This is a genomic window from Mediterraneibacter flintii (assembly GCF_055387595.1).
Map to the genome: position 1 here is coordinate 2,413,065 of NZ_AP031405.1, position 26,790 is coordinate 2,439,854.

Annotated in this window: 24 protein-coding genes and 1 tRNA gene; 6 read left to right on the forward strand and 19 right to left on the reverse strand. The window is 42.9% G+C overall.

Annotation, left to right across the window (positions count from 1 at the left end):
• Positions 1-46 precede the first annotated feature (46 nt).
• The 17 genes from uvrB to ACZ5C4_RS11535 all read right to left on the reverse strand — a co-directional run bounded on the left by uvrB (position 47) and on the right by ACZ5C4_RS11535 (position 21,187).
• Positions 47-2,047, reverse strand: a complete 2,001-nt coding sequence (uvrB, locus tag ACZ5C4_RS11455) for an excinuclease ABC subunit UvrB (RefSeq protein WP_464521101.1) — start codon at positions 2,045-2,047, stop codon at positions 47-49.
• Between the two features lie 628 nt (positions 2,048-2,675).
• The gene (locus ACZ5C4_RS11460) at positions 2,676-4,418 is read right to left on the reverse strand and encodes an ABC transporter ATP-binding protein (RefSeq protein WP_464521102.1); all 1,743 of its coding nucleotides are present in this window, start codon (positions 4,416-4,418) and stop codon (positions 2,676-2,678) included.
• Positions 4,419-6,221, reverse strand: a complete 1,803-nt coding sequence (locus ACZ5C4_RS11465) for an ABC transporter ATP-binding protein (protein ID WP_464521103.1) — start codon at positions 6,219-6,221, stop codon at positions 4,419-4,421.
• A 138-nt stretch (positions 6,222-6,359) separates the two neighbouring features.
• On the reverse strand, positions 6,360-6,977 hold the full coding sequence (locus ACZ5C4_RS11470) for a TetR/AcrR family transcriptional regulator (protein ID WP_464521104.1): 618 nt from the start codon (positions 6,975-6,977) through the stop codon (positions 6,360-6,362).
• Between the two features lie 141 nt (positions 6,978-7,118).
• Positions 7,119-7,775 carry an ABC-2 transporter permease gene (locus ACZ5C4_RS11475; protein ID WP_464521105.1) on the reverse strand — a complete coding sequence of 219 codons (657 nt, stop codon included), beginning with the start codon at positions 7,773-7,775 and terminating at the stop codon, positions 7,119-7,121.
• Positions 7,772-8,623 (reverse strand): ATP-binding cassette domain-containing protein, encoded by an 852-nt coding sequence (locus ACZ5C4_RS11480; RefSeq protein ID WP_464521106.1) that lies wholly within the window; start codon positions 8,621-8,623, stop codon positions 7,772-7,774. Before ACZ5C4_RS11480 ends, ACZ5C4_RS11475 begins: the two co-directional genes overlap by 4 nt.
• 3 nt (positions 8,624-8,626) lie before the next feature.
• Positions 8,627-8,998, reverse strand: a complete 372-nt coding sequence (locus ACZ5C4_RS11485; protein WP_464521107.1) for a GntR family transcriptional regulator — start codon at positions 8,996-8,998, stop codon at positions 8,627-8,629.
• 228 nt (positions 8,999-9,226) lie between these two features.
• Entirely contained in the window at positions 9,227-9,388 is a 162-nt protein-coding gene (gene rd, locus ACZ5C4_RS11490) for a rubredoxin (protein WP_186874182.1), read from the reverse strand.
• 113 nt (positions 9,389-9,501) lie between these two features.
• On the reverse strand, positions 9,502-10,551 hold the full coding sequence (locus ACZ5C4_RS11495) for a ribonucleotide-diphosphate reductase subunit beta (RefSeq protein ID WP_464521108.1): 1,050 nt from the start codon (positions 10,549-10,551) through the stop codon (positions 9,502-9,504).
• Between the two features lie 69 nt (positions 10,552-10,620).
• Entirely contained in the window at positions 10,621-12,870 is a 2,250-nt protein-coding gene (locus ACZ5C4_RS11500; protein WP_464521109.1) for a ribonucleoside-diphosphate reductase subunit alpha, read from the reverse strand.
• A 205-nt stretch (positions 12,871-13,075) separates the two neighbouring features.
• Entirely contained in the window at positions 13,076-14,221 is a 1,146-nt protein-coding gene (gene ytvI / locus ACZ5C4_RS11505) for a sporulation integral membrane protein YtvI (RefSeq protein WP_464521110.1), read from the reverse strand.
• The gene (yihA, locus tag ACZ5C4_RS11510; protein ID WP_464521111.1) at positions 14,211-14,825 is read right to left on the reverse strand and encodes a ribosome biogenesis GTP-binding protein YihA/YsxC; all 615 of its coding nucleotides are present in this window, start codon (positions 14,823-14,825) and stop codon (positions 14,211-14,213) included. Before yihA ends, ytvI begins: the two co-directional genes overlap by 11 nt.
• A gap of 9 nt (positions 14,826-14,834) precedes the next feature.
• On the reverse strand, positions 14,835-17,180 hold the full coding sequence (gene lon / locus ACZ5C4_RS11515; protein ID WP_464521112.1) for an endopeptidase La: 2,346 nt from the start codon (positions 17,178-17,180) through the stop codon (positions 14,835-14,837).
• A 76-nt stretch (positions 17,181-17,256) separates the two neighbouring features.
• A complete protein-coding gene (clpX, locus tag ACZ5C4_RS11520) occupies positions 17,257-18,528 on the reverse strand; it encodes an ATP-dependent Clp protease ATP-binding subunit ClpX (protein WP_464521113.1) in 1,272 nt (423 codons plus the stop codon).
• Between the two features lie 22 nt (positions 18,529-18,550).
• The gene (clpP, locus tag ACZ5C4_RS11525; protein ID WP_186874175.1) at positions 18,551-19,132 is read right to left on the reverse strand and encodes an ATP-dependent Clp endopeptidase proteolytic subunit ClpP; all 582 of its coding nucleotides are present in this window, start codon (positions 19,130-19,132) and stop codon (positions 18,551-18,553) included.
• A gap of 132 nt (positions 19,133-19,264) precedes the next feature.
• A complete protein-coding gene (gene tig / locus ACZ5C4_RS11530; RefSeq protein ID WP_464521114.1) occupies positions 19,265-20,551 on the reverse strand; it encodes a trigger factor in 1,287 nt (428 codons plus the stop codon).
• Positions 20,552-20,638: 87 nt separating this feature from the next.
• Entirely contained in the window at positions 20,639-21,187 is a 549-nt protein-coding gene (locus tag ACZ5C4_RS11535; RefSeq protein WP_464521115.1) for a DJ-1 family glyoxalase III, read from the reverse strand.
• Between the two features lie 395 nt (positions 21,188-21,582).
• Here ACZ5C4_RS11535 and ACZ5C4_RS11540 point away from each other — a divergent pair, with 395 nt between their 5' ends.
• Positions 21,583-22,029 (forward strand): CYTH domain-containing protein, encoded by a 447-nt coding sequence (locus tag ACZ5C4_RS11540; RefSeq protein WP_464521116.1) that lies wholly within the window; start codon positions 21,583-21,585, stop codon positions 22,027-22,029.
• A 117-nt stretch (positions 22,030-22,146) separates the two neighbouring features.
• Positions 22,147-22,533, forward strand: a complete 387-nt coding sequence (locus ACZ5C4_RS11545; RefSeq protein ID WP_186874171.1) for a helix-turn-helix transcriptional regulator — start codon at positions 22,147-22,149, stop codon at positions 22,531-22,533.
• 60 nt (positions 22,534-22,593) lie between these two features.
• Here the strand turns inward: ACZ5C4_RS11545 and ACZ5C4_RS11550 are convergent, their stop codons facing one another.
• Entirely contained in the window at positions 22,594-23,580 is a 987-nt protein-coding gene (locus ACZ5C4_RS11550) for a Gfo/Idh/MocA family protein (RefSeq protein ID WP_464521117.1), read from the reverse strand.
• Entirely contained in the window at positions 23,577-24,518 is a 942-nt protein-coding gene (locus ACZ5C4_RS11555) for a ketopantoate reductase family protein (protein WP_464521118.1), read from the reverse strand. The genes ACZ5C4_RS11550 and ACZ5C4_RS11555 overlap by 4 nt, the downstream gene beginning before the upstream one ends.
• A gap of 409 nt (positions 24,519-24,927) precedes the next feature.
• Between ACZ5C4_RS11555 and ACZ5C4_RS11560 the strand changes: the two genes are divergently transcribed.
• The 4 genes from ACZ5C4_RS11560 to ACZ5C4_RS11575 all read left to right on the forward strand — a co-directional run bounded on the left by ACZ5C4_RS11560 (position 24,928) and on the right by ACZ5C4_RS11575 (position 26,787).
• Positions 24,928-25,014, forward strand: a tRNA-Ser gene (locus tag ACZ5C4_RS11560).
• A gap of 130 nt (positions 25,015-25,144) precedes the next feature.
• Positions 25,145-25,273 carry a helix-turn-helix domain-containing protein gene (locus tag ACZ5C4_RS11565; protein ID WP_464521119.1) on the forward strand — a complete coding sequence of 43 codons (129 nt, stop codon included), beginning with the start codon at positions 25,145-25,147 and terminating at the stop codon, positions 25,271-25,273.
• Positions 25,274-25,330: 57 nt separating this feature from the next.
• Positions 25,331-25,936 carry a protein adenylyltransferase Fic gene (fic, locus tag ACZ5C4_RS11570; RefSeq protein WP_464521120.1) on the forward strand — a complete coding sequence of 202 codons (606 nt, stop codon included), beginning with the start codon at positions 25,331-25,333 and terminating at the stop codon, positions 25,934-25,936.
• Between the two features lie 20 nt (positions 25,937-25,956).
• Positions 25,957-26,787 carry a GIY-YIG nuclease family protein gene (locus ACZ5C4_RS11575; protein WP_464521121.1) on the forward strand — a complete coding sequence of 277 codons (831 nt, stop codon included), beginning with the start codon at positions 25,957-25,959 and terminating at the stop codon, positions 26,785-26,787.
• The last annotated feature ends 3 nt before the right edge of the window (positions 26,788-26,790 follow it).

Sequence of the window (26,790 nt, forward strand, 5' to 3'; positions counted from 1 at the left end):
TATGGTATATCCTTTCTAATATGCTGTCCTCTTTCAAGCCGTCTCACTAATCTTCTAATTCATTCAAGTATTTTTTCAATTCAACGAGTTTATCACGCAGCTCTGCCGCCGTTTCGAAATTCAATTCGGCCGCTGCTTTCTTCATTTGCTTTGTAATATCCGCAATCAACTTTTCCAGTTCTTTTTTACTCATAGATTCCGGATCTTTTTCAATACGCATCTCTTCTGCCGCTACTTTTCTTGAAATACTAATTAAATCTCTTACTGATTTCTGAATAGTCTGCGGTGTAATTCCATGCTCCTCATTATATTTCATCTGAATCTCACGGCGCCGTCTTGTCTCTTCCATTGCAAGGCGCATCGAATCTGTAATTGTATCTGCATACATAATGACATGCCCTTCTGCATTTCGAGCTGCCCGCCCAATTGTCTGAATCAGAGATGTCTCGGAACGAAGAAACCCCTCTTTGTCTGCATCTAATATTGCAACCAGAGTAATTTCCGGAATATCCAGCCCTTCTCTCAAAAGATTGATTCCCACCAGGACATCAAAAACATCCAGGCGCATATCCCGGATAATCTCCGTCCGTTCCAGCGTATCTACATCTGAATGGAGGTATTTCACCCGAATCCCTACCTCACGCATATAGTCCGTCAAGTCTTCTGCCATACGCTTTGTCAGCGTCGTCACCAATACTTTATTCTTTTTAGAAACTTCGCGGTTGATTTCTCCAATCAGATCGTCAATCTGCCCTTCTACCGGACGTACCACTACTTCTGGATCCAAAAGTCCTGTAGGCCGAATGACCTGTTCTGTCCGCAGAAGCTCATGTTCTTCCTCATAAGGTCCAGGTGTTGCAGAAACAAACAATACCTGATTGATTTTCGATTCAAATTCCCCAAAGTTTAGCGGCCGGTTGTCTTTTGCCGATGGAAGGCGAAAGCCATAATCTACCAGTGTCGTCTTCCTAGACTGATCCCCCGCATACATCCCTCCAATCTGTGGTATTGTTTTATGGGACTCGTCAATCATAATAATAAAGTCATCTGGAAAATAATCAATCAGAGTATATGGAGCCTGCCCGGGTTTTAATCCGGCAAGATGTCTAGAATAATTTTCTATCCCAGAGCAAAATCCAGTCTCTTTCAACATTTCAATATCAAAATTTGTCCTCTCCGCAATCCGCTGCGCCTCTAAAAGCTTGTCCTGGCGTTTAAATTCTTTTACCCGTTCTTCAAGCTCCTCTTCTATATCCTTTACTGCACGCTGTATGTTCTCTTTATCAACTACATAATGGGATGCCGGAAAAATTGCCACATGCTTGAGTTCATCTTTTATTTCTCCAGTAAGTATATCTATTTCTGTAATTCTGTCAATTTCATCTCCAAACCACTCAATACGCACAGCCGTATCCATAGAATTTGCTGGAATCACTTCGAGTACATCGCCACGCACGCGAAACGTTCCACGGTGAAAATCCATCTCATTGCGATCATACTGGATTTCCACCAGCTTTGCCATCACCTCGTCTCTGTCGCGCACCATCCCCGGACGCAGGGAAATCACCATGTTCTGATAGTCCACCGGACTTCCCAAGCCATAAATGCAGGAGACGCTGGCGACAATTACCACATCCCGCCTCTCCATCAATGCCATTGTGGCAGAAAGTCGCAGCTTGTCTATCTCATCGTTGATAGAGGAATCTTTGGCAATGTATGTGTCAGAGGAAGGAACATAGGCTTCCGGCTGGTAGTAGTCGTAGTAGGAGACGAAATATTCTACAGAATTATCGGGAAAGAATTCTTTAAATTCTCCGTACAACTGGGCTGCCAGTGTCTTGTTATGTGCAATAATCAGTGTAGGCTTCTGTAACTGCTCGATCACATTTGCCATTGTAAATGTCTTGCCGGAACCCGTAACCCCTAGTAAAGTCTGGCATTGGTTGCCTTCCTTAAATCCTTCCACTAGCTTTTTTATCGCCTCCGGTTGATCACCTGTGGGCTTATATTCCGATACTAAATGAAATAATTTTTCTTCTTTTTCCACGTCAACTACTCCTTACTTTGACTATTATTTTCTCATTTCTTATGAAAAATTCGTACAATAAAACACCCAAAAACAGGGCTAATATACCCATTGTACGAATTAAGTCACTAAAAAACGCTTTTTTGACTTCGCGATACTCCCCATCATTACATGATATTTGTTGATATTTACCGGTTCAGTATAGCACAATATTTCACATTTGCCTAGATATATCGAACAAACATTCTGTTTATACTCAATTTATTCTTTTTCGCAAAATAAGTATTTTAATGCATATTAAATGTATACCTTATCTGGATAAGCCTGTCCTTCCAAAGGGAATGAATAACAGTATGCCCTTTAGGATATATCTTTTTTAACTCATTCTTTACCACAATTTCAAACAGTAAATGCAAAAAGACAGGTATTATCAAAGAATTTTCTTTCATAGTACCTGTCTTTATCTAAACTTGCAGCTACTGCCTATGCTGATAGTCTACCCTCTCTTTACAAGGACACACACGCCTCAATCCATGATATTTTCGTGATTTGCAGTGTTATCCACAATCGGCGTATCCAGTACGCCTCAATCGTCTGCCTTGTAAAGAGAGGGTAAAAGAACTTTTAAAGACTTTCTAAGCTAGATTGCTTAATTTAACCGCCATCCGGAGCTTTGCCGCTGCAGCTCCACCATACGGCGGTAGAGGCCGTTCTTTCTCATCAAATCTGCCGGAGATCCTTCTTCCGCCACTTGACCGTCTGCCAGCACAACGATTTTATCGGCTGCTTCCACCGTACGCATCCGGTGAGCAATGACAAGTACGGTCTTTCCTTCTAGCAGGCGAGAGAGTGCCCCTTGCACCTTCGTTTCATTTTCTACATCCAGGCTGGCCGTCGCTTCATCAAGGAGAACAATCGGTGCATCCTTCAATAAGGCTCGGGCGATAGAGATGCGCTGCCGTTCACCTCCGGAGAGCTTTGCTCCGTTCTCTCCGATAGGGGTGTCATATCCCTGCGGCAGACGTTTCACAAATTCATCGCAGTTTGCGGCTTTGGCTGCGGCCCGCACTTCTTCGTCCGTTGCGTTGCGTTTGCCAAGACGGATGTTCTCCATCACTGTATCATCGAATAAAACCACATCTTGAAATACCATTGAATAATCTCGCAGCAGTACCTCTGGGTCTACGGTAGAAATATCTACACCTCCTACCCGAATCGTACCTTTGGAAATATCCCACAGCCTTGCGGCGAGGCGGGCACAGGTACTTTTGCCTGATCCGGATGGCCCTACCAGCGCCGTCACTTCCCCTTCTTTTGCAGTAAAGCTCACATCATGCAGAACTTCTTTCTCATCATAAGAAAAGTCCACGTGTTCAAAGACAATATCATGTCCCTCTGGCTCAAATTTTTCCGCCCCTTCTGCTGTAGGTGTATCGTAAATCTCATTCATACGGTCAGCAGATACCTGGGAAACAAACATTTCTGCAATGAGCGCCAAACTCTGGTCGAACGGAGCATAGACACGAGTGATGACAAGCAAAAACAGGAACAGAAGCATGAAATCAATACTGCCAGATAGAATCAAATTAGCACCTACAAGAATGGTTGTTGCCACACCAAGACGCATAATAACGCTGGCAGCATTGACAAAAAGACCGGTTCCTAATTCCCCCTGAATTGTAACTCGTTCATGTTCGTCGATTTTTTGATTCAGTCCGTTCAAAAACCGTTCCTCCTGATTCGTGGCACGAATCTCTCTGACATTTTCCAGTGCTTCCTGAATACCGTCAGATACTCGGACAGCAGCCTTTTTTGTCCTTTCTGCACTGCGGGCAGCTATCTTACGGCTGCCGAACAACAGACCAAAAGCCACCGGTACACCCCATAGGCAGGCGAGAGCCAGTCTCCAGTTGTAAACAAGCAGACACACGGCGATAATTGCCGTAGAGATGTAAGCACCGTACAGGTAGCCCAGCACATGAGACCAGACATGCTCCATCCGGTTGACATCCCCCATGATTGTCTCGGTCAGGTCTGCCAGATCACGTTTCCCAAAATATCCCAGCGGCAGCTTGCGAAGCCGTTCTGCCAAACTAAGACGTGTAGCTTTAACCTCATTATATACCAGCCCATAGGTAGCCCTATATTGCTGCAAATGCGTCACGAAGGACAAAAGGACAAAAAGAACCAGCAGTCCGATAATCATCGCTGTACCGGGTAGTTCCTTTCCCTCTGTCAGAGTTCCCGCGAATCCGGACATCACCAGATACAGGATGCTGACACCGCCCATGACGATCAGATTGACAATAATCGTCCAAAATGTACCTTTTTTTGTATTCCGGACTCCCTGATCCGTCAGGGCATATTTTCGCTGAAATTTCTCTCCAAACATCTACTCCTCCTCCTTTTCACTGGTAATTTTCCATTGAACTGCCTTGTTATAATCGGCCCACATCCGCGCATACACGCCTTTGGCGCCAATCAGCTCTTCATGGGTACCTTCCTCAGCAACATGTCCTTCCTCCAGGACGACGATCTTATCTGCGCCGACAACAGTAGAAAGGCGGTGCGCGATCATAATAACCGTGCGGCCTTTTGTCAGAGTAGCGAAAGCTTTTTGGATTAGCACTTCATTCTCCGGATCGGCAAAGGCCGTTGCCTCATCCAAAACCACAATAGGAGCATCCTTCAAAATAGCTCTGGCCAATGCGATACGCTGCTGTTCACCACCGGAAAGATATGTTCCTTCGGTTCCGATCTGTGTATCAGGTCCATCCGGCAGCTTATCAAGAATATCTCCACACTGGGCAGCCATCAACGCCTCCATCACCTGTTCTCTCGTCGCTTCTGGGCGCGCGGCTCGAACATTTTCCAGAATAGACGCTTTGAATAGGCGGTTATTCTGGAATACAAAGGCTACCTGCTCCATAAGAACATGTGGATCGATCTGCGTAACATTTACCTCTCCAACTTCCACAGCTCCTGTGGTCACATCCCAGAATCGCGGGATTAAACTGGCTGCTGTTGTCTTACCGCCTCCGGAGGGTCCTACCAATGCTACGGTCTGTCCCGGCCAGGCTGTAAACGAAACGTGAGAGAGCGCCGGATTTTTAGCTCCGTTATAGGTAAAGCTCACATCCTTAAATTCCACTTTATTATTGTGTGGTATCTGTGGATTACCAGGTGTTTTCAGAGTGGGGGCTTCCATCACCTGATTGATCCGCCCCAAAGCTGTACCAGCCAGCATCATACCGGAGGAAGCGAACATAATTTTTGCAAGCGCCGTAGAAATGATGGCTGAAAACACTGCATAAAAAACAAAGTCAGTGACAAATGCGACAAAATTACCGTCTGTCACTGCACCCGGTGCAAGGAACAGGGCTACCGGTACCAGAAACACAAAAGCGCCTTCGGTAAAGGTTAAGTTAATAGACTGAGGAACCCTGCACACATCCGCCTGATAATGTTCAGCTTTATTGCTGTAATCTTCTATAGCTTCTTGAAATGCTTTGAACGAGTAAACTGTCTGCTGAAAGATTTTCACTACGGGAATCCCTCGTACGTACTCCGTTCCAGCCTTAGTCATACGGTCTTGGGCTGCCTGATATTCCGCCATCAACTTGGTGTTTTTTCCACCCATCATGGAAAACATCGCAATGACCGAAATCACCGCCGCCAAAAGGCAAGCGGCTCCCATCCGCCAGTCAAAAACAAACATCATCACCAGCATGGCCACAAACAACACAATGGTACCTACAATATCCGCCAGATTGTGGGCAAGCAAGGTTTCGGTGTCGGCTGCCGCCGCATCCAGCCGCCCGCGGATCAAACCTGAAGCATTAGAATCAAAGAAGCCCAGGGGAGCTTTCATTACATGTGCAACCCCCTGCTTACGGATATTAGAAGCTGTACGAAAAGCTGCCAGATGTGTACACATCAAGCCTGCAAAATACAGGATAATGCCGCCTACTGCAAAGGCAAAGGCTATCCATCCATACTTGGAAACGTTCTGCGCCTGTGTCCATTTTGGTGCTACGGCGATCAGATCCCTGGCCACCAGCCAAATACAGATGTAGGGTGCCATACTAAGAAGCATGGATACTGCGGATAAAGCCAGTCCCAGGAAGGTCAGGCCTCTACGGCTGCCTGCGTAACTTAGCAGAACAGACATATCGCTCTTTTTTTCTTGTTTCATCGAATAACCTCCTTATAATAAAAAATATATTAGTTAGTTTAGGCTAACTTATGAATAAAAAAAATAGGACTACTCTGTGGCACTCTGTTTATTCAAGGATACAGAGTGCCCTTGTATATCGCTGCTATTCCCTTTTAGTCATGGCGACATTAGTTTTAGCCATCCGGCAGTATAGAATGCCTGAAGCTGCTCTACATCCCGCACAGCCTGTTCTCTGGGGATATCGTGGATCACGATCTCGAAGATACCGCCCAGCATGCCACTGGCAATAATGTGGCACAAAGACCGATTCAGGTTGGGAATATCATGTCCCAGACAGCGAAGTGTTTCTACATATTTCAGGGTACTTTCTACTTCAATTTCAACCATATTATGAACAAAATTCTCATATCCGGTACCCTCTGCTCCACAGAGCAGCAGCCTCACAGGTTCCCTGTGCTTACAAATGTAGTCCACCATCCAATGAATGTAAAAATCCGACTCTACACCCATATGCTCCGGCTGTTTTTCCGCCGGAAGCTTTGAAAAAGAAGTATGAGCATCCATATATCTACTCATCAGGATGTCGGCATGAGGTTCTACAATAGAAGAGAACAGTGTTTCTTTACTGGAAAAGTAACCATAAAAAGCTCCTGTGGTTACTCCGGCACGTTTTACAATCTGGCGCAGAGAAGCTCCAAGGAAGCCCTTCTCTGAAAACTCTTCCATAGCAGCCTGCAAAATCCTTTCCAATGTGTCTGGTATTTTTTCCTCCATATTGCCTCCACATAACAGCGTTATATAACAATGTTATAATACAACATATTACTTCCTCTGTCAAGCTAAATAACGTTTTTTAACAATACTTACGAATCGCTATGTTGTACTTTCTATTCCTGCTCTGACAGAAATACCTGTTTAAAATTCCTTTTTTTCCATAATTCTGGAACTTAACCCAAAAGAAATGAACAAAATAATACAAAAAATTACAAACCATATGCCAAGAAATACGGCCATTCCCATAGAGGAGGTTTTATCCAGAACTATTTCCACATCCACACCTATTTTTTTCAAACCTTTGACAATCGCACACCCTGCCAGAAACATTCCGCCCAGAACGATAATCATTGCCATCCGCCCCTTGTCTCCGCCGAATTTCAGTTGAGCAGGCACAGTCACTGCTACAATTAACAGTACAAATCCTAAATAAATAATATAGCTCATTATCCAGTCTGTATTTAATTCTGTCACCCCTGTTACTGCCACGTATACCGCTGCTAAAGCTGTTGTAATACACCAGACCCCTGCTCCTAAAAGAAGTGCGAATACATATTTTTCTGTAACGTAAAGTTTCCTGGAAACAGGCAGTGTAAACAGAAAAGAATATCCATTGTCAAATTCATCATAGCTGATTGTTGTCAGTACAAATATAGTGGCAATAAAAGTAAGAAAGCTCACCATATAAGAGGGGCTCTTCCACAGATATGCAAACACAGTTCCCATAATTGCTATGAGTATTATATAAGTTTTTTGTAATTTTGATATACAGAAATCTTTCAGCAGCAATCCTTTCATATTTTTTCTCCCTTCATCATCATCAATACAACTTCGTCAATATTTGCATTTTCTATCACTATCTTAGGATAATTTTCCATATAGTATTGTTTCTGATCTGTCAACAGACGATATCCAAATATTTCTTTTCTCCTGCGCAGAATATACTGTGCGTCCAGATTACGAAACTGTTCTTCATTTACCTTTAAAACCGCGTACCGATCGAGCAGGACGTCTGTCTCTTCATGCATAACAATCTGTCCGTCCTGCATCAAATACAAATCATCACACAGTCCTTCCAAATCTCCTGAAATATGGGAACTTATCAGAATTGCCCTCTCCGTGTCCTCCTCCATGTATTCTCTTAGAACATCCAGCAGATCTTCTCTTGCTGCAACGTCCAGCCCTGCTGATGGTTCGTCGAGTATCAGCAGCTTCGCTTTGTGTGACAATGCCAGAAGAAGCTTCAGCTTTGCCTTCATTCCTGTGGAAAATGTTTTCACTCTTTTATTCACAGGGAGGTGAAACTGCTCACATTGTTTTAAAAATCTTGTTCTATCAAATTCAGTATACAAAGCATCCATCACTCTGCTTATGTCCTTTACAGACAAATATTCACTAAAGCCCGAATCTGCAAGTACCACCCCAATTTCTGCTTTATCTTTATTCGTCAGCCTTGCACTGTCTTTCCCGAAAACCTCTATTTTGCCCCCATCCGTATGTATCAGACCAAGCGCCGCTTTAAAGGCAGTAGATTTTCCTGCGCCATTAGGTCCCACAAGTCCTGTAACAAAGCCTGGTTTTACCTCCAGAGAACACTGCAGCCTAAACTTTTCATATCTTTTCTCCACACTGTCCATTTTCAGCATATCTTATCCCTCCAATATCAGTTCCATCAGTTCCCATATTTCTTTCTGCGTCAGCCCATATCTTTTCGCCTTTCGGATCACTGCTTCTAATTCTGTTTCAATCTCTTTTCTGTATTCCTCCAGCATTCTTTCTTTATTAGCCTTTGCAACGTAGGTGCCTTTTCCATGTACTGTCACAGTAAATCCTTCTTGTTCCAGAAAGTCATACGCCTTTTTCACAGTAAGTGCACTGATTCTTAATTCTTTTGATAAAGTCCGGACAGATGGCAGGTTATCATTTTCTTGTAGTTCTCCGCTTATGATAAGGGCTTTTATTTGTTCTACAATTTGTTCATAGATTGGTACCATCGATGAACTATTTATTATTATTTTCATACGTTTTCTCCTCCATCTACAAACAGTATATAACAGTTTATAACTGTTGTCAACTGTTATATACTGTTTATTTCCATTTAAAAATTATACATACTTCCGTTTTGCGCATGCGCCTCCCGTTCGGCAGGACTTTTCTTTTAAATGGAGAAAAATGTACAAAAGTGCCGCCCAATCATCAAATCAGATGATCGGGCGGCACCCTCTTCTACTCTTTTTCTCACTATTGTTTTATTCTGTCTCAGAAAACTGGTCTTTTCCAACTCCGCACAGAGGACATAGAAAATCGTCCGGCACGTCCTCCCATTTTGTTCCCGGCTCAATTCCGTTATCCGGATCCCCTGCTGCTTCATCATAAATGTATCCACATACATCACAAATATATTTCTTCATTGTACTATACCTCCATTTTCTTTTTCTGTTCCTCATAATAGCATACTCATTTTATTTTTTCAATGTATTCCCCTATAGTTTATCCATACTTGTCTAATTCTAATAAAATTTTTCTACAAATCATCCGTCAGTGCTGTGGATTTCGCATATGCGGTAGAACGCGCCTCAAAGAAATCTGTTTTTACCATATTCGCATTGGCATACTGCGATACCCACTTCATAGATTCTGGTTCTTTTTCATATCCTGGATATAATACTCCATATCCGAGCGACGTCCATCGCAGATTGCCGAGATACTGAATATATTCTGTAATCATCTTTTTGTTCAATCCGGAAATCTCATCTCCGATCACATAATGTCCCCATGCAATCTCCTGGCGCACGCCCTCTTCAAGAAGCTCCCGCAGTCTTGCTTCCATTGCTGTATCAAATAATTCTGGACACTCTTTTTTTAATTCCAGTATTATATTTCTAAAAAGCCACAGATGCGTATTCTCATCTCGGTTAATATAACGGATTTCCTGAGCCGAACCAGGCATTTTACCATTTCTGGACAGATTATAAAAAAACATAAATCCAGAATAAAAATAAATCCCTTCCAGAATATAATTCGCCATCATCACTTCTAAAAGTGTTCCTGCGTCTTTCTTCTTTTGAAATGCGTTATAGCAGTCCCCAATAAATGTATTTCTCTTAAGCAGATGTTCATCTGTCTTCCACTGATATAAAATATCCATCTTCTCCTCCGGAGAACAGATTGTATCCAGCATATAGGAATAGGACTGTGAATGTACGCACTCCTGAAAGGTCTGTATATTTAAACACAGGTTCACTTCATTTGCCGTAATATATTCTCCCACACAGGGAAGGTTTGCCGTCTGTATAGAGTCCAGAAAAACCAAAAAGGATAAGATTTTGTCATATGCTTTTTTCTCCGCCTCTTGTAGTTTCAGATAATCTTTCGCATCCTGTGCAAGATTGATTTCCTCCGGAATCCAAAAATTATTCATTGCCTGTCTATACCAGGCGGATGCCCAGGAATATTTCAGATTATTATAATCATTTAAATTCGTCGTGTTTCCTCCGATCATACGTCTTTTCCGAATGTCTGTGTCACCTCTGGGATTAAACAGAGGCTTACGCACCAATAGCTTTTCTTTCATATTCTCCTCCTAATAACAAGACAATTCATACATTTCTTTTTCTCTAAAGCCTGCCTACGCAAGCAATATTCAGGAAGAACAGGATTCACATTCCTCAACCTCCAGGGACTTAGACCGTACATAATAGATTGTCTTGACTTTCCTTTCCCAGGCAAGAAGATACAACTCTAAAACCTGCCGCATCGTATACTCATTTGTAATATAGAGATTTACAGACTGTGCCTGGTCTATATGCCTCTGCCTTATACCGCACGCCCGCACTGACCATCTCTGGTCGATCAAATGCGCGTTTTTATAATACCAATACGTCTCCATATTCAACTCCGGCGCTGTCCGAGGAAGCATCGCCCCTTTTTTCTCCTCCAGAAAAAACTTCTTCATCACCGGATCTACTCCGGCTGTCGTCCCTGAAATAATAGAAGTCGAGCTGGTTGGAGCAACCGCCAGAAGATATGCATTCCTCATTCCCTGTTTCTTTACTTTTCCTCTTAACTTCTGCCATTTTTCAGAATCATATCCCCTCTTTTCAAAGTAAGCCCCTGTTTCCCAGTCTGATCCTTTGAAATACCGGTAGCTTCCTTTCTCTGCCGCATAATCACTGCTTGCTTCTATAGCGGCATAGTTCAGTTCCTCAAACAGCCTGTCCACAAACGCAAGGTGTTCCTTTGATTCCCATTTTATCTGATTCTTTGCCAACATATGATGGTATCCGCTTACCCCAAGCCCTATTGCCCTGTAATTTCTGTTTGTAATTTCAGCATAAGGAATAGGGTAGAAATTCAGATCGATTACATTGTCCAGCGCTCTCACCGCTGTACGCACTACCTCCCTGATATATTCTAAATTGTGGACAGGAAGGCGTCCCAGCGTCAATGAGGCGAGATTACAAACAACAAAATCTCCTGCCTTCGTTGTCTGCACCACAACTGTGTCTCCCTCTTCTGTCTGTATTTTCGAATCTATATCAGAAATACCAGACATATTCTGTGCGATTTCTGTACACAGGTTCGAACAGTATATCATTCCTCTATGCGGATTCGGATTGGCGCGGTTTACTATATCCCGATTAAATACAAACGGCGTTCCTGTCTCTGCTGCCGATTTGATAATCAGGCGCACAATATCCTTCAGCCGGATTGTTCTTTTTGTGATCCGCGTATCCTGCACACAGTCCCAGTATTTTTCTTCCCATTCCTCCCCATAATAATCTTCCAGACAGTATCCTTTTACTAAAGAAATGTCATGCGGGCACATCAGATACCAGTCCTGATCCAGATTCTCCTTTGCCAGCCTCCAGAAAAGGTCAGGATAGCACACTGCCGGAAATACATCATGGGCTTTTAGTCTCTCGTCTCCATTATTCGTCCGTATTTGTAAAAACTCCGGCAGATCCCTGTGCCATGCATCTAAATAGACGGCGGCTGCTCCGGATCGTACTCCAAGCTGATCTACCGCAACCGCTGTGTCATTTACAATACGTATCCACCGTATCACGCCGCCTGCCGCACCCTCAAAGCCGCGGATAGAACTGCCTGCCGCACGCACCTTGCCAAAGTACAGCCCCATCCCGCCTCCATATTTGCTTACCTGTGCGAAATTATCTATCGAACGAAAGATTCCCTTTAGGCTGTCCGGCACCACATCAATAAAGCAGGAACTAAGCTGCTGGAAAGGCTTTCTCGCGTTTGACAGTGTAGGCGTAGCCATTGTCACCTCCATTTTGGAAAAAATATCATAAAAACGTTTCACCCAACTCATCCGCTTCTTCTTTTCCCTCATGGCAAGATGCAGAGCAATCCCTAAGAACATTTCCTGCGGGCTTTCCAGAGGTACATGCTGGTGTGTCGATACAACATACCTTTTTAAAAGCAGCTCCAAACCGGAAAATGTAAATAATTTATCTCTTTCTTGCACAATATAGGTCTGTGCTGTAAGAAGCTCTTCGCTGCTGTATGCCTCCAGAATATAGCTGCCGTAAAGCCCCTGCCGGACGAGATAACAAACTTTTTCATAAAAATTGTGAATACCTCGTTTTGTTTCTTCCTCTTTCAGATTGCAGTAAAACTGAAACGCAAGCAGCCTTCCGGCAATTTTTTCCCACTCCGGCGCCTCCTGACTTGTCAGCTCTGTGGCCGCTTTTATAAGCATCTTCAGACGTTCTTTTTCTTGCATTCCCGGCTTTAAAAATCCACTGCACCGTTCTTCTAATACATGTAAAGAATATATATCTCCCGGAAAATCTTGCTTGATTCCCTCCAGCACTTCTGCAATTCCCTCTATATTTAATTCTCTTCCCCATTCATTTATACAATCTGCCATGGACGTCCTCCTGATTTTTTATTACAGCCTAAAAATAAGATATACAGCGATTATATACTAGAATTAGATTATTTTCAACATAGACATACAATATATTGTGTGTTTTTTCTTTTTCCATACAAAATATGACTATTCCGAATAAAAATTCAGCCCTGGAACCATATTTTAAAAATATGGTTCCAAAGCTGATATGCTATCCTTCCTCTCATTTTTTTTGTTCTGAATCTTTTCTCTCCTCACGGAGTCCTAGAATTCCTTCTACCAGAATTTTCACGTCATCAAAAATATAATCAAATGCACCTGCCTGGCACATATTGATAAGAATCATTCCAATCGGCACCGCCAGAATCATACCGATTACACTGCTGATTCTGTATCCGATATACAGCAAAAATAAGGTGACAAGAGGGTTTAATCCCATACTATCTCCCACTAGCTTTGGCTGTAGAAGCTGTCTCACAAGCTGGGTAACGACATAGAATATAACCAGTATCACCGTCGATTTATAATCTCCCATAAAGAATTTATACACTGCCCAGGGAATCATCGCTGTTCCCGTTCCAAAAAATGGAAGAAAATCCAGAAATGCAATTAAAAATGCCACAAGCACAAAATAATTGACCCCCAGAATTGCAAATCCTATCAGCAGTATCACAAAAACTACTGCCATAATCTTAAACTGTGCTTTAAAATAGCCTCCTACAGCATAGCGCAGATTATCCATTACAAGTGACATTCTTTTTGTCACTGATTCAGGAGAAACCTTCTTAAGCCATTGAATTACTTCTTCTCTCTGCACAGTAAAAAAATATGCCGACATCACCGCCACAATAAATGCAATCAAATAAGAAGGCACTTTTTTAGCAAAATTTCCTGCCGCTGTCACAGTCGGCTCACTGACCTTAGAGACTAAGTTTCCCATATACTGGTCGAGATTCGCTGCCATAGCATTCCAGCCGTTTTGTATCCCTTCCGGCAACTTTTCAAACACGCCGGACAAAGTACCTCCAATCTGTTTCAACCCACTTTCTAACTGTGCATACATCTCCGGAAAATTTTTGGCCAGATCTCCAATTTCACTTACCAGACGGCTGATACAAAAATACAGGACAAGCACAATTACTGCAAGCACCAATACAACTATAAGGGCGGAGCCTAATTTTTTTACGATCTTTAATCTTCTCTCCAGCCAATTTACAAGCGGCGCCGCGATTGCAGATATAATCCAGCCTATCACAAAAGGCATTAGAACCCCAATTGCTTTTATCCCGATAATTACAAATGCTGCTGTTGCCAGCAGGCTAAAAACCAAGCTTACTGCAACCTGCCAGTACGGGCGTCTACTTTCCATCCATCTCCACCTCTGCCTTACCTAAATATTCTGTCTCGATCAGTTCCCATATTTCTTCCCTTCCCTGTTTCGTCACAGAAGAAAATGGAATCACCTTTGTCCCTGGTATCAGCGAAAGCCCCTCTTTTACCATCCTTATATGTTTCATAACCTGACTCTTTTTCAGTTTGTCCAGCTTTGTAGCTATAATAATCGGAGCAAAGCCCTGCTCTACAATCCACTGATACATCATTTTGTCATTTGCGGACGGCTCGTGGCGGATATCAATCAAAAGAAATACCGCCATCAGCTGTTTCGCTTCATGCAGATACCGTTCTATCAGTTTTCCCCACTGCCTTTTCTCTTCCTCGGAAACTTTGGCATATCCATATCCCGGCAAATCCACCAGATATACTTCTTCATTGATATTATAAAAATTAATCGTCTGGGTTTTGCCCGGAGTAGCCGAAGTTCTGGCATAAGACTTCCGGTTCATCAAGGCATTAATAAGAGAAGATTTTCCTACGTTCGACTTTCCCGCGAAGGCTATTTCCGGTTTCTTGTTTTCTGGAAGCTTACTTGTAATTCCACAGACCGTCTCCAGATTTATATTTCTAATTACCATGACATCTCCCTATTCTTTTTTCTCTTTTCCTGCGTGCTCCGCTATAAGCGCCTTATCTAAGACCTCGTCCATATTTTCTACTGGTATAATTTGAAGCCCCTTTGTGATCTCCGCAGACAGCTCCTCTATATCTGCCTTGTTTTCCTTCGGAATGAGAACCGTCTTAATTCCCGCATTTTTTGCCGCCAGTAGTTTTTCTTTCAATCCTCCGATCGCAAGCACCCTTCCTCTTAAGGTTACTTCTCCTGTCATTGCCAAATCCGCCCACACTTTTCTTCCGGTAATGGCAGAAATCATAGCTGTCGCCATCGTTATCCCAGCAGAAGGGCCATCTTTAGGAACCGCCCCTTCTGGGATATGTACATGAATATCATGCTTCTCAAAGAAATCCTCTGCAATTTCATACCTCCGGCTAACAGAACGGATATAGCTGATTCCTGTCTGCGCAGACTCCTTCATTACGTCCCCCAGCTGCCCTGTCAGCATAATCTCTCCGCTTCCTGGCATTATATTTACTTCGATCTGCAATGTATCCCCGCCTACGCTTGTCCACGCAAGGCCTCTTACAATGCCGATCTCCGGAGCCGGATTTGCCATCTGATAGATATATTTTTCTTTGCCTAAATATTTATGAATATTTTTTTCTGTCACCGCAATTTTTGTTTTCTTTGTTGTCAGAAGCTCCTTCGCTGTCTTCCTGCAGATATTTCCTATTTCTCTCTCCAGCTGTCTTACGCCTGCCTCCTTTGTATAATTTCTCGCTATTTTCCAGATCGCATGTTTGCTGATAGTAAGCTGTTCCGAGGAGAGCCCATGCTTCTTCATCTGTTTTGGAATCAGGTGTTCCACAGCAATATGGAGCTTTTCATTCTCTGTATAACTGCTGATTTCAATCACTTCCATACGATCTAAAAGCGGTCTTGGAATTGTCTGGAGCGTATTTGCAGTAGTAATAAACAATACTTCTGACAAATCCAGCGGAACCTCTAAATAGTGATCCCTGAATTTACTGTTCTGCTCACTGTCCAATACCTCTAAAAGTGCAGAAAAAGTATCGCCTTTATAGTCTGTACTGACCTTATCAATTTCATCCAGAAGCATCAAAGGATTCTTCACTCCCGCCGAACGGATTCCATTGGCAATCCGTCCCGGCATGGCGCCTACATACGTCTTTCTATGTCCGCGTATCTCTGCCTCATCCCGCACGCCTCCCAGGGAAATTCTCACGTACGGTTTTTTAAGCGCTCTGGCCAGTGACTTCGCGATAGAAGTCTTTCCGGTTCCCGGAGGGCCCACAAGACAAAGAATCGGGCTTTCTCCCTTTTTCGTCAGCGTCCGAACTGCAAGGAATTCTAAGATTCTTTCTTTTACCTGTTCCAGACCGTAATGCTCCTCCTCTAATACTTTCTCTGCATACGCAATGTCATTTGCGTCTTTTACAGACTTATCCCAAGGCATCTCTAAAATTGTCTCAATGTACGTCCGTATAACTCCGCTTTCGGCAGGGGAATTTAAAGAGCTTTTAAACCTGCTGATTTCTTTGTTCAGTTTTTCTTTTATTTCTTTTGGCGCTTTTAACTTCTGCGCCGCCTGTTCAAATTCCTCTGCATCAGACAGCGTCGTATCATCTCCCAGCTCTTCTCTTATCAGTTTTAACTGTTCTCTTAAGATATATTCTCTTTGATGCTTATCTACACGTTCTTTTACTTTCTGCTGTATCTCTTCTTTTATATCCATGATCTGGACTTCATTTACCAGCTTAAATGCAAGCAATTCATATCGTTTCCAGAACTCGGTCTCATTTAAAATATCCTGCTGATCCGTATAGTACAGAGGGATATTGGCAGCAATCTCATCAACCAGCTTTTTTAAGTCCTTGATTTCCAGAATCTGAGCTACGGCTTCTTTGGACATCTTCCCGTTTTTAGCTGCATAATCCACAAACATATCTTTCAGTCCCCGAATCAACGCTTCTCCATTCAAATCCTCCGGCACCGTAATATCTGAATCATCCACTACATCCACCATAGCGCGCAGATAAGGCTCCTCATACTCCATACTGTTTAGAATCCCTCTGGATTCTCCTGCAACCAGCACTCGGACAATGCGCTTCGGCAATTTGATAATCTGCTTGATCGTTCCTACAGTCCCAACCGGAAACACATCCTCCTGTTTTGGATTATCTGTTTCTATCTCTTTTTGTGCCGTCAGAAATATCTTCTGTTCCTCTACCATTGCTTCCTGAATTGCCGCGACAGATTTCTCTCTGCTTACATCAAAGTGAACCACCATTCCCGGCATAATGACCATACCGCGAAGCGCCACCATAGGAAGGCTTCTTGTTTCCTTCTTCATATGATTTCCTCCTCGATTTCTTTATGTATACCAAAAAGGCAGGCACATGGTTTTTCCCCTGCACCCGCCTGAAATATTAAGCACTCTCAGATGTCAGAAACGACCGGCGTTCTTCTCCGTCACACTCATATAGCGGCGCGCCTGTTCCCTTCACAACTTCCTTTGTTATACGGCAGCCTTTGATTGTATCATCAGACGGTACCTTGAACATTGTATCCATCATAATGCTCTCCATAATTGCCCGCAGTCCTCTGGCACCGGTTTTTCTGGCAAGGGTAGTTTCCGCTATCGCGGCCAGTGCATCCTTGTCAAATTCCAATCTTACCCCGTCTAATTCCAATAACTTCTGATACTGCTTTACAATCGCGCTCTTTGGCTCTGTCAATATCCGTATCAACGCTTCCTTATCCAACATATCCAAAGACACTGTAACCGGAAGTCTTCCGACCAATTCCGGAATCAATCCAAATTTTACTAAATCCTGCGGCAATGCCTGATGTAAAAGTACGTCAATATTATATTCATGTTTTGACGCAATCTCTGCATTGAATCCAATAGATTTCCGATCCAGCCTTGTTTCTATGATTTTATCGATACCTTCAAAAGCACCTCCACAGATAAACAAAATATTGGTCGTGTCAATCTGAATTAATTCCTGATGGGGATGTTTTCTCCCTCCCTGGGGCGGAACAGATGCAACTGTCCCTTCGATAATTTTTAAAAGTGCCTGCTGCACCCCTTCGCCGGATACATCACGCGTAATAGAGGGATTTTCTGATTTTCTCGTAATCTTGTCAATCTCGTCAATATAGATAATCCCATGCTCTGCCCTTTCAATATCTCCGTCTGCCGCCTGAATAACCTTCAACAGGATATTTTCTACATCTTCACCGACATATCCCGCCTCTGTAAGCGCCGTTGCATCTGCAATTGCAAACGGAACGTTTAAAATCTTCGCAAGTGTCTGTGCGAGCAGTGTTTTTCCACAGCCGGTCGGTCCCAGCATCAAGATATTACTCTTTTGAAGTTCAACTCCTAAATCCTGCTCTGCCATAATCCGTTTATAATGATTATAGACAGCCACTGAAAGCACCTTTTTCGCTTCGTCCTGTCCGATAACATAATCATCTAAAAATGCCTTTATCTCTTCTGGTGTCAGCAGATTAATGTCGTCAAATTCCCGCCGTTCTCCATAATCAAATTCTTCTTCTATGATTTCAGCACAAACATCGATACATTCATCACATATATACGCGCCGTTCGGCCCGGCTATCAGCTTGCGGACTTGTGCCTGTGTTTTATTACAGAAGGAACATCTCACGATGTCATCATTTGGTTTTCCTGCCATATACTCTCACCTCATACCGCCTTTAATGATTGGCGATTACTTCATCTATTAATCCATATTCCTTTGCTTCATCTGCAGACATAAAGTTGTCGCGCTCTGTGTCTATCTTGATGACTTCCAACGGCTGGCCAGTGTTTGCTGCCAGTATCTCGTTTAACTTCTGACGTGTCCGAAGAATATGTTCTGCGGCAATCTGAATCTCTGTCGCCTGTCCCTGTGCACCGCCAGACGGCTGGTGAATCATAATCTCCGCATTCGGCAGCGCGAACCGTTTTCCTTTCTTTCCTCCGGAAAGCAGAAAAGCTCCCATGCTCGCAGCCATGCCGATACATACTGTGGAGACATCACATTTGATATACTGCATTGTGTCGTAAATAGCAAGCCCTGCGGTCACAGAACCGCCTGGACTGTTGATATAAAGCTGAATATCCTTGTCCGGATCGTCCGCCTCAAGAAAAAGAAGCTGTGCCACAACTACGCTCGCCGACACGTCATTGACTTCCTCCCCAAGAAAAATAATCCGTTCCTTCAATAATCTGGAATAAATATCGTAAGAGCGTTCTCCACGACTTGTCTGTTCAATGACATAAGGTACTAAACTCATCTGTCTTCCTCCTGACTTCTGTATGAATCTAAATCCTGTACAAATTATCAAACCTGTCAAAAAGCGGGAATCTTCTTAAAGCAGAATCGGGATGCCTGTAATCCCAGGCACCCCCTTTCTTTAAAGGTTGTCTTATCCTTCTACCGCTGCTTCTGCAATCAGAGTAACCGCCTCTTGAACCGCAATATCCTCTTTCATTTGTTTCTTTTCGTTTTCACCCATAAATTCTTTGAGCTTATCCACTTCCATCTGATAAGATTCAGCCATCTTCTTCAGTTCTTCTTCTAAGCGTTCTTCTGAGACTTCAATGTTCTCTGCAGCAACGATAGCCTCAAGCACCAGCCTTGTCTTAATTCGTTTCTCTGCCTGTGGTTTCATCTCTTCCATCATCTTTTCTTCTGTCATACCCGTGAACTGGTAATACTGTTCTACAGTCAGCCCCTGCTGCATAATACGTCTTGCAAAGTCATCTGCCATCTGTTTGGTCTGCAGTTCAATCATCGCTTCTGGAATATCCATCTGCGCGTTCTCAATCGCCGCGTCTACAGCTTGATTTTCTTTCTTTTCTTTTCCTTCTCTTTCTTTGCGCTCTTTGATTTTCTTCTTCACTTCTGCCTTATAAGCATCCAGTGTTTCACATTCAGAGACATCAGAAGCAAATTCATCATCCAGCTCCGGCAGTTCCTTCACCTTAATCTCTTGCACCGTACACTTAAATACTGCTGCCTTTCCTGCCAGTTCTTTTGCCTGGTAATCCTCCGGGAATGTCACATTGACTTCCATCTCTTTTCCAATCTCAGCGCCAATCAACTGTTCCTCAAATCCTGGGATAAATGCGCCGGAACCAATTGTCAGAGGATACTTCTCACCTTTTCCTCCTTCAAAAGCTTCCCCGTCAACAAATCCTTCAAAATCAAGAAGTACCTGATCTTTATCCTGTACTGCGCGATCTGTCACTTCCACTGTTCTGGCATTGCGCTCGCGCTCTTTTTCAATCTCTTCATCTACTTCCTTCTGCGTTACTCTTGTAGACACCTTGTCTACCTTCAGCCCCTTGTACTCTCCCAGAGTCACTTCCGGCTTCACTGCTACTTCCGCAGTAAAAATAAACGGCTCACCCTTCTTAAGCTGGACAATGTCGATTTTCGGCTGGGATACAAGCTCCAGCTCACACTCATCATATGCTTTTCCATATGCCTCTGAAATCATATGATTTGCCGCCTCGTCATAGAACACTTCCGGCCCATACATTTTTTCAATCATCTGACGCGGTACTTTCCCTTTACGGAATCCCGGCATGCTGATTTTTTTACGTTCCTTTATATATGCCGCCTGAAGTGCTTTTTCTACTTCTTCTGCAGAAACTTCAATCGTTAGTTTCGCCATATTATGCTCTAATTTTTCTACCTGTAAACTCATTTTTTATTTTCCTCCTTGATTTTATCCAGATATATTCGCAGTCATTGAAACAGTATAGCATAAACAACCGCAAATTTCCAGCGTTTTTTACTCATAAACAATGGCTTTTTTCACTTCCTGCGCCTTTTCCTCTCCATACAAAATCGCAACAAGGCGAAGGCCAAAAGCAATCGCGGTTCCCATTCCCCTTCCTGTAGTAATATTTCCATCTGTCACTGCCGGTTCCTTCACGACTAAAGCTCCGGTTAATGCCGCCTCAAAGGACGGATAAGCGCATGCCTTTCTTCCTTTCAGGAAACCAAGTTTTCCCAGGATGGACGGTGCCGCACAGATTGCAGCAATAGGAAGCTTTCTCTCATAAAAAGACAAAAGTAGTTTCTGAAGCGCCTCATGCTCCTGCAGGTGAATGGTTCCAGGCATCCCTCCGGGAAGTACCAGCATATATGTATTCTCAAACGCTGTCTCCTCAAATAACACATCTGCGAGAACTTCTATCTGATGTGCTCCGCGGACTGTGCGGCTTCCAGTCACCGAAACAGTTTTCACCTCTGCTCCTGCCCGCCGCAGAATATCGACCACTGTAAGCCCCTCTATCTCTTCGAATCCATCCGCAAGAAATACACTGACCTCTTTCATAATCGTTCCTCCTTCATTTTTCTCCGGCTTTCTTACTCTATGCTATCGGAACAAAGTGGGCAATCCCACTTCAACTTCCCTGTCCCTCACTCCTCTTGAAGGGCTTGTCCACTTTGCGCGCCGCCGCAATACCGCAAAGCGGTAAAATTTCCTCATTGCGGCGTGTGCATCCCGCCCAGAGGGCTTTTTGTATAATAGGAAATTTATCGAAATTTCCTATTATAGAACAGAGGGGACGGCACGTCGCCTGTCATACCGTCCCCTCTGCTCCGGCTCCATCTTATTTAGTGTATCAAATGCAGCCTTGAAATGCAACGGTTTCGCCTCTTTCCTTGCCAAAAAAGGCTGTATTATATTATGATAAAGTTGGCAGCCTGCCAGAAAGGAGAATCTCAATGGAAATTGAACGCAAATTTTTAATTGATCCAAATGCGCTTCCCTTCCCTCTTACAGACTATCCATCGCACCGGATCGAGCAAGGATACCTCTGCACAGATCCGGTCGTGCGCATACGAAAGGAAGAAGCCGAATATATTCTCACTTATAAATCGAAGGGGCTTATGGTCCGCAAGGAATACAACCTCCCCTTAACACCGGAAGCTTACCAGCATCTAAAGGCTAAAATCGATGGAAAGCTGATTCAAAAAAAACGCTACTTTATTCCTGCCAAAAACAATCTTACGATTGAGCTAGATGTTTTCGAAGGAAGCCTCTCTCCCTTATGTCTCGCTGAAGTAGAATTTCCAGATACCAAGACAGCCGACGCCTATGTCCCTCCCGCATGGTTTCAGGAGGAAGTAACCTATACTTCCAAATATCACAATAGTAATTTGAGCAAATAGCAACAATATGTGTCTATTCGCATTTTATTTTCATTTTGTCGCATAAATATCCATCCATAGGGAAACTTGTTATAATGATGTGGTACCATGAGATTCCTTATAAATGGAGGTAGCAGTGTGTCAAATATACAGCTTGTAAATAACTTATTGAGACTACGAAAAGCACATAATTATACCCAGCAGCAAATCAGTAAGATGCTGAATATTTCCAGACAGGCTTATTCTAATTACGAAACAAGCAAGCGGACACCAGATTTAGATTCTCTGATACGCCTCTCCCAGATATATCATGTTTCTCTGGATGAGCTGGTCAACCAGTCTTGCTATAAAGACGGCATCATCAACGAACGAAAGGGGCCCTACACTGCTGCTATGGAGATCGAATCTGCAGATACGCTCTATTTGACACAAGAAGAGGTCACTCTCATTGAGCACTATCGTGATGCGTCAGGAGACGACCGCAGACTTGTCAGAAAAGTACTCAATGTAACAGAACAGAACTAAATCAAAAATTTTCTATGCTGTCCGACGGAACCGGACAGCATTTTTACTGTAATATACCTATTACCTCGACTTTTCATCTGAAGGGAAGACAATATGCAGCTGCTTTCTTACCGCATCCATTATTTCCATCTCTATACCAGAAACACACAGAGCGCTCTCATCCGGTGTTTTTGCTTTTATCAGATCACACCATCTTTCAATCTCATATATCATATTATTTTCTGACTTTGCAATACAGATTCTTTCCTCCTCTTTCTTTCTGTAAAGAATCCTTAATACTTTCGGATCGACAAGCCGATCGATAATCATAATTCCATCTTCTCCCTGTATTTCGCACTCTGGCATTCCATCTGTAACCTTAGAATAGGAAAGTTCCGCCAACATTCCCTGGTATCCAGCCAGGATCGTCCCTTCTGCATCCACACCATTTTCCAGAAATACTGCATCTGCACAAATTCTTTCCGGCCGTCCAAAGAGCAAAATAAGAGGATGCACACAGTAAACACCGATGTCCATCAGTGCTCCATTAGAAAGCTCCGGTTTGAACGCGTTTTCTATCTTCCCTGCTTTAAACTTATCGTACCTGGAGGAATACTGACAAAAACGAAAGGCCACCCTTCTGATTTTTCCTAATTTATCCAGGTTTTCCTTTACTGCTTTTATTCCCGGATCATATGCCGGACGCATCGCCTCTAAAAGCACTGCATGGTTTTCCCTGGCGGCCCTTTCCATCTTCATAAACTCTGCATGATTACTGCAAATCGGCTTCTCACATAAAACATGCTTTTTATGTTCCAGCATAAGAACAGCCTGTTCACAGTGTGCGTAATTAGGGCTTGCTATATAGACCGCATCAATATCTTTTGCCTCTGCCAGTTCCGTTAAATTCGTATAAACCTTTTCTGCCCCATGTTTTTCTGCAAATTTTCTGCCTGTACTTTCAGAACGAGAGTACGCGGCAGCATATGTAAGACGTTTATCCTGTTTCGCCGCTTCTAAAAATAAATCTACAATAAAGTTCGTACCGATTGTTGCAAAACGTATCATATCTCCTCCTCCAACATTCCTTTATTTTTCTCTTCCAATACTTGAATTGCTTTTAAAAACATCCAGCATACCGGTGTTTTTATGCCGGTTTCCTCTCCCATACGGACCACAGTGCCTGCAAACATTTCGATTTCTGTTTTTCTTTTTCCTTCCAAATCTTGTAAAGTAGAAGGTTTATTGTAATACGGAATTCTTGTCAGCACTTCCTCCTGCCTGCTTAGTTGTTCGTCTGTCAGAACAATTCCTTTTTTCAGAGCTATTTTCTGAACCTCTTTCATAGCCGCCATACGGATTTCATTCGCCGGCCCACTCTTTGTAAATGCGCCAAACGGAATCCCCAGTAATGCACAGGTTAAGTTTTCTCCAATATTGCAGGCAAATTTATACCAGATACCATGCAGCATATCTTCTCGTATTTCAAACGGTATATCACTCTTTTCAAATAATTCATAAACAGCCTGTACCCGCGGTGTATATGGCTGTCTGTTTTCTTTTTCTCCAAAATATACTTTCCCTCCATGGGGATTAAAATCAGCCTTTCCATCTTTCATCACAATGGAAACCCGCATATACGAATACATGACATGTTCCCACCCATAAACTGCCGCAATCTTTTCTTCACTTTCCACTCCGTTCATCACACAGAGTATCTGTGTACCTGCCCCGACAAACTTCCGAATATCCTGTATCGCCTGGCTAAGCCCTGTATCTTTGACTGCCATAATAATCAAATCTACCTTTTCTCCATACTGTGGTTCGCAAATACGAAAGCGATATGTCTCACGATTGACAGTGATCCCCTGCTTTTCCAGCCTTTCTTTCCTTTCTCCCGCCGCAATCACACAGAACTTTTCTTTCCCCAGATACTGCTCAAGTCTCGGCGCAAAAAAAGAGCCCATCGCTCCCAGCCCAATGAGCGCCACACTTTTTATCTCCATTTTCCTTCCTCCTTTTTTCATATTATACACGAAAATTTCTCTTTCGTATACCTCACTCGGCGAAGCCAGCTATTCGGAATGGAATAGAATACGGGATACTTGTATGATATACCTTATCGGACGAATCCCGCTATCCTGTAACAAATATACTTTCATCTTGTATTTTCGTAACTGTTCAGCCATACAGTGTGCGGAAAGCATAAAATATGCTTGCATGTTTTTGCGAGCGTACATCTGTATGAGCTTAAGCGCCCGTCAATGAGTAAAACGGTGGTGTCAGCCACGATAAGCACGCAGTGCGGTTTTACGAATGGCGCGGACTGAACTGTTACGTATTTCCTAAAATTTATTTCAAAACCTATTTGCTTTATTCTGTTTTTTTGCTATAATAGCTAGGAAAACTTTACATGGAGACGTATCGAAGTGGTCATAACGAGCCGCACTCGAAATGCGGTTGTCCTTTTTGGGCACGTGGGTTCGAATCCCACCGTCTCCGCTATCGAAAAATCCAGTAACCATGCAGGTTTCTGGATTTTTCTTTTCACCCAAATCTATTGACGCAAAATATAACATTAGCTATAATACAAAACAGAAATAATGTTATATTTTTGAGGTGGCATATGCAGATGCTTATTAAACAAATAAGAACCTATTTGAATGTGAGTCAGACCGAGTTTGCAGAGCAGCTGACTGTTACCTTTACAACTGTAAATCGTTGGGAAAATGGGAGTGCTGTACCGAACAAATTAGCGTAGTCCAAAATATATGACTTATGTAAGGAAAATCACAATCAACAATGATGGAGGTGCAATATGGCACTTGGAAATAAATTAGGGCTGACCAGTTCTGCCGACCTTGCCCGTGAGGAAGAGCGAATCAGTAAGAAAAAAGCTGCGGAGCTTTTTGAAAACGGAATTCTTGATAAATTAGAAGCTGGGAAGTTTTCTGCTCTCAAGACAATTCATAAATATCTATTTGACGAAATTTATGACTTTGCCGGAAAAATCAGAACGGTAAACATTGCAAAAGGCAATTTTCGTTTTGCGCCGGTGATGTATTTGGAAGCAGCAGTTGAAAATATTGATAAAATGCCGCAGTCAAACTTTGATGAGATCGTAGAAAAGTATGTAGAAATGAATATCGCCCACCCTTTCCGTGAAGGAAACGGACGCAGCACTCGTATTTGGCTGGATTTGATTTTTAAAGCTGAACTTCACAAGGTCGTTGACTGGAGTAAGGTGGATAAAGAAGATTATTTGCTCGCTATGGAGCGCAGTCCAATTAAGGATATTGAAATCAAACATCTGCTCAAAAATGCCTTGACCGATGACATCAATAGCCGTGAGGTCTATATGAAAGGCATAGATCACAGTTACTATTATGAGGGGTACACGACTTTTAAGACGGAGGAATTGTAAAAAGATTGGAGAGAATGACTATGGCAATTAGTAAAAAACTTGAAATGATCTATCACAATGGACAACCGGACGGCATTCGTTCCATTCGTCGGAATCTTTCCACTATGACAACCTATGTCATTCCAAGACCGCTACTATCAGAAGCCAAAAATATCTCTGGTATCAACCGTCCGGGAATATACTATCTCATTAACGAAGATGACGGAAACAAAATTGTTCAGCTTTATATTGGGCAAACTCGGAATGGTATTGCTCGACTGGACGACCATAATCGTTCCAAAGATTTTTGGAATAAGGCAATAATGTTTCTTGCCGAAAGTAAAACCTTTACACTGGATATGATCAGTGGTCTTGAAAAATTTGCAATCATAAAAGCACAGAAATCCAAACGGTATAAGGTTGAAAATAATGTTGTACCTAAATATGAGATTGACGAGTATGATCTTGCGGCAGTCGAGGAAATCTACGATGAAATCCAGTTTATTATGGCAACACAGGGCTATAAGATGAATGATGCTAAAAGTACTATAAACGAAGTGGATATTCTACATACTACCCGTAACGGAATTACAGCTTTCGGGATATATGACGGTGAAAAATTTGAAGTGCTGGAAGATTCACAAATAAACATAGAGAAACCTGCGCGTTTACAAAGATATAATCGTCAAAGGGCAGAACTTCTATCCCAACAATCTATCGTGGATGTTGACGGTAAATATATTTTGAAAGTAACATTAGATTTTAAAACGCCCAGCGGAGCCAGTGATTTTGTTCTCGGCGGTTCAACAAACGGATGGGTTGAGTGGAAAAATAAAGACGGTAAGACTTTGGATGAGTTGTATAGAAAATAGGAG

Bases quoted from the DNA above. Each gene is read 5' to 3' on its own strand.
- ACZ5C4_RS11460 (WP_464521102.1), bottom strand. From the start codon at position 4,418: ATGTTTGGAGAGAAATTTCAGCGAAAATATGCCCTGACGGATCAGGGA.
- ACZ5C4_RS11465 (WP_464521103.1), bottom strand. From the start codon at position 6,221: ATGAAACAAGAAAAAAAGAGCGATATGTCTGTTCTGCTAAGTTACGCA.
- ACZ5C4_RS11470 (WP_464521104.1), bottom strand. From the start codon at position 6,977: ATGGAGGAAAAAATACCAGACACATTGGAAAGGATTTTGCAGGCTGCT.
- ACZ5C4_RS11475 (WP_464521105.1), bottom strand. From the start codon at position 7,775: ATGAAAGGATTGCTGCTGAAAGATTTCTGTATATCAAAATTACAAAAA.
- ACZ5C4_RS11480 (WP_464521106.1), bottom strand. From the start codon at position 8,623: ATGCTGAAAATGGACAGTGTGGAGAAAAGATATGAAAAGTTTAGGCTG.
- ACZ5C4_RS11485 (WP_464521107.1), bottom strand. From the start codon at position 8,998: ATGAAAATAATAATAAATAGTTCATCGATGGTACCAATCTATGAACAA.
- rd (WP_186874182.1), bottom strand. From the start codon at position 9,388: ATGAAGAAATATATTTGTGATGTATGTGGATACATTTATGATGAAGCA.
- ACZ5C4_RS11495 (WP_464521108.1), bottom strand. From the start codon at position 10,551: ATGAAAGAAAAGCTATTGGTGCGTAAGCCTCTGTTTAATCCCAGAGGT.
- ACZ5C4_RS11500 (WP_464521109.1), bottom strand. From the start codon at position 12,870: ATGGCAGATTGTATAAATGAATGGGGAAGAGAATTAAATATAGAGGGA.
- ytvI (WP_464521110.1), bottom strand. From the start codon at position 14,221: ATGGAAAGTAGACGCCCGTACTGGCAGGTTGCAGTAAGCTTGGTTTTT.
- yihA (WP_464521111.1), bottom strand. From the start codon at position 14,825: ATGGTAATTAGAAATATAAATCTGGAGACGGTCTGTGGAATTACAAGT.
- lon (WP_464521112.1), bottom strand. From the start codon at position 17,180: ATGAAGAAGGAAACAAGAAGCCTTCCTATGGTGGCGCTTCGCGGTATG.
- clpX (WP_464521113.1), bottom strand. From the start codon at position 18,528: ATGGCAGGAAAACCAAATGATGACATCGTGAGATGTTCCTTCTGTAAT.
- clpP (WP_186874175.1), bottom strand. From the start codon at position 19,132: ATGAGTTTAGTACCTTATGTCATTGAACAGACAAGTCGTGGAGAACGC.
- tig (WP_464521114.1), bottom strand. From the start codon at position 20,551: ATGAGTTTACAGGTAGAAAAATTAGAGCATAATATGGCGAAACTAACG.
- ACZ5C4_RS11535 (WP_464521115.1), bottom strand. From the start codon at position 21,187: ATGAAAGAGGTCAGTGTATTTCTTGCGGATGGATTCGAAGAGATAGAG.
- ACZ5C4_RS11540 (WP_464521116.1), top strand. From the start codon at position 21,583: ATGGAAATTGAACGCAAATTTTTAATTGATCCAAATGCGCTTCCCTTC.
- ACZ5C4_RS11550 (WP_464521117.1), bottom strand. From the start codon at position 23,580: ATGATACGTTTTGCAACAATCGGTACGAACTTTATTGTAGATTTATTT.
- ACZ5C4_RS11555 (WP_464521118.1), bottom strand. From the start codon at position 24,518: ATGGAGATAAAAAGTGTGGCGCTCATTGGGCTGGGAGCGATGGGCTCT.
- ACZ5C4_RS11565 (WP_464521119.1), top strand. From the start codon at position 25,145: ATGCTTATTAAACAAATAAGAACCTATTTGAATGTGAGTCAGACCGAG.
- fic (WP_464521120.1), top strand. From the start codon at position 25,331: ATGGCACTTGGAAATAAATTAGGGCTGACCAGTTCTGCCGACCTTGCC.
- ACZ5C4_RS11575 (WP_464521121.1), top strand. From the start codon at position 25,957: ATGGCAATTAGTAAAAAACTTGAAATGATCTATCACAATGGACAACCG.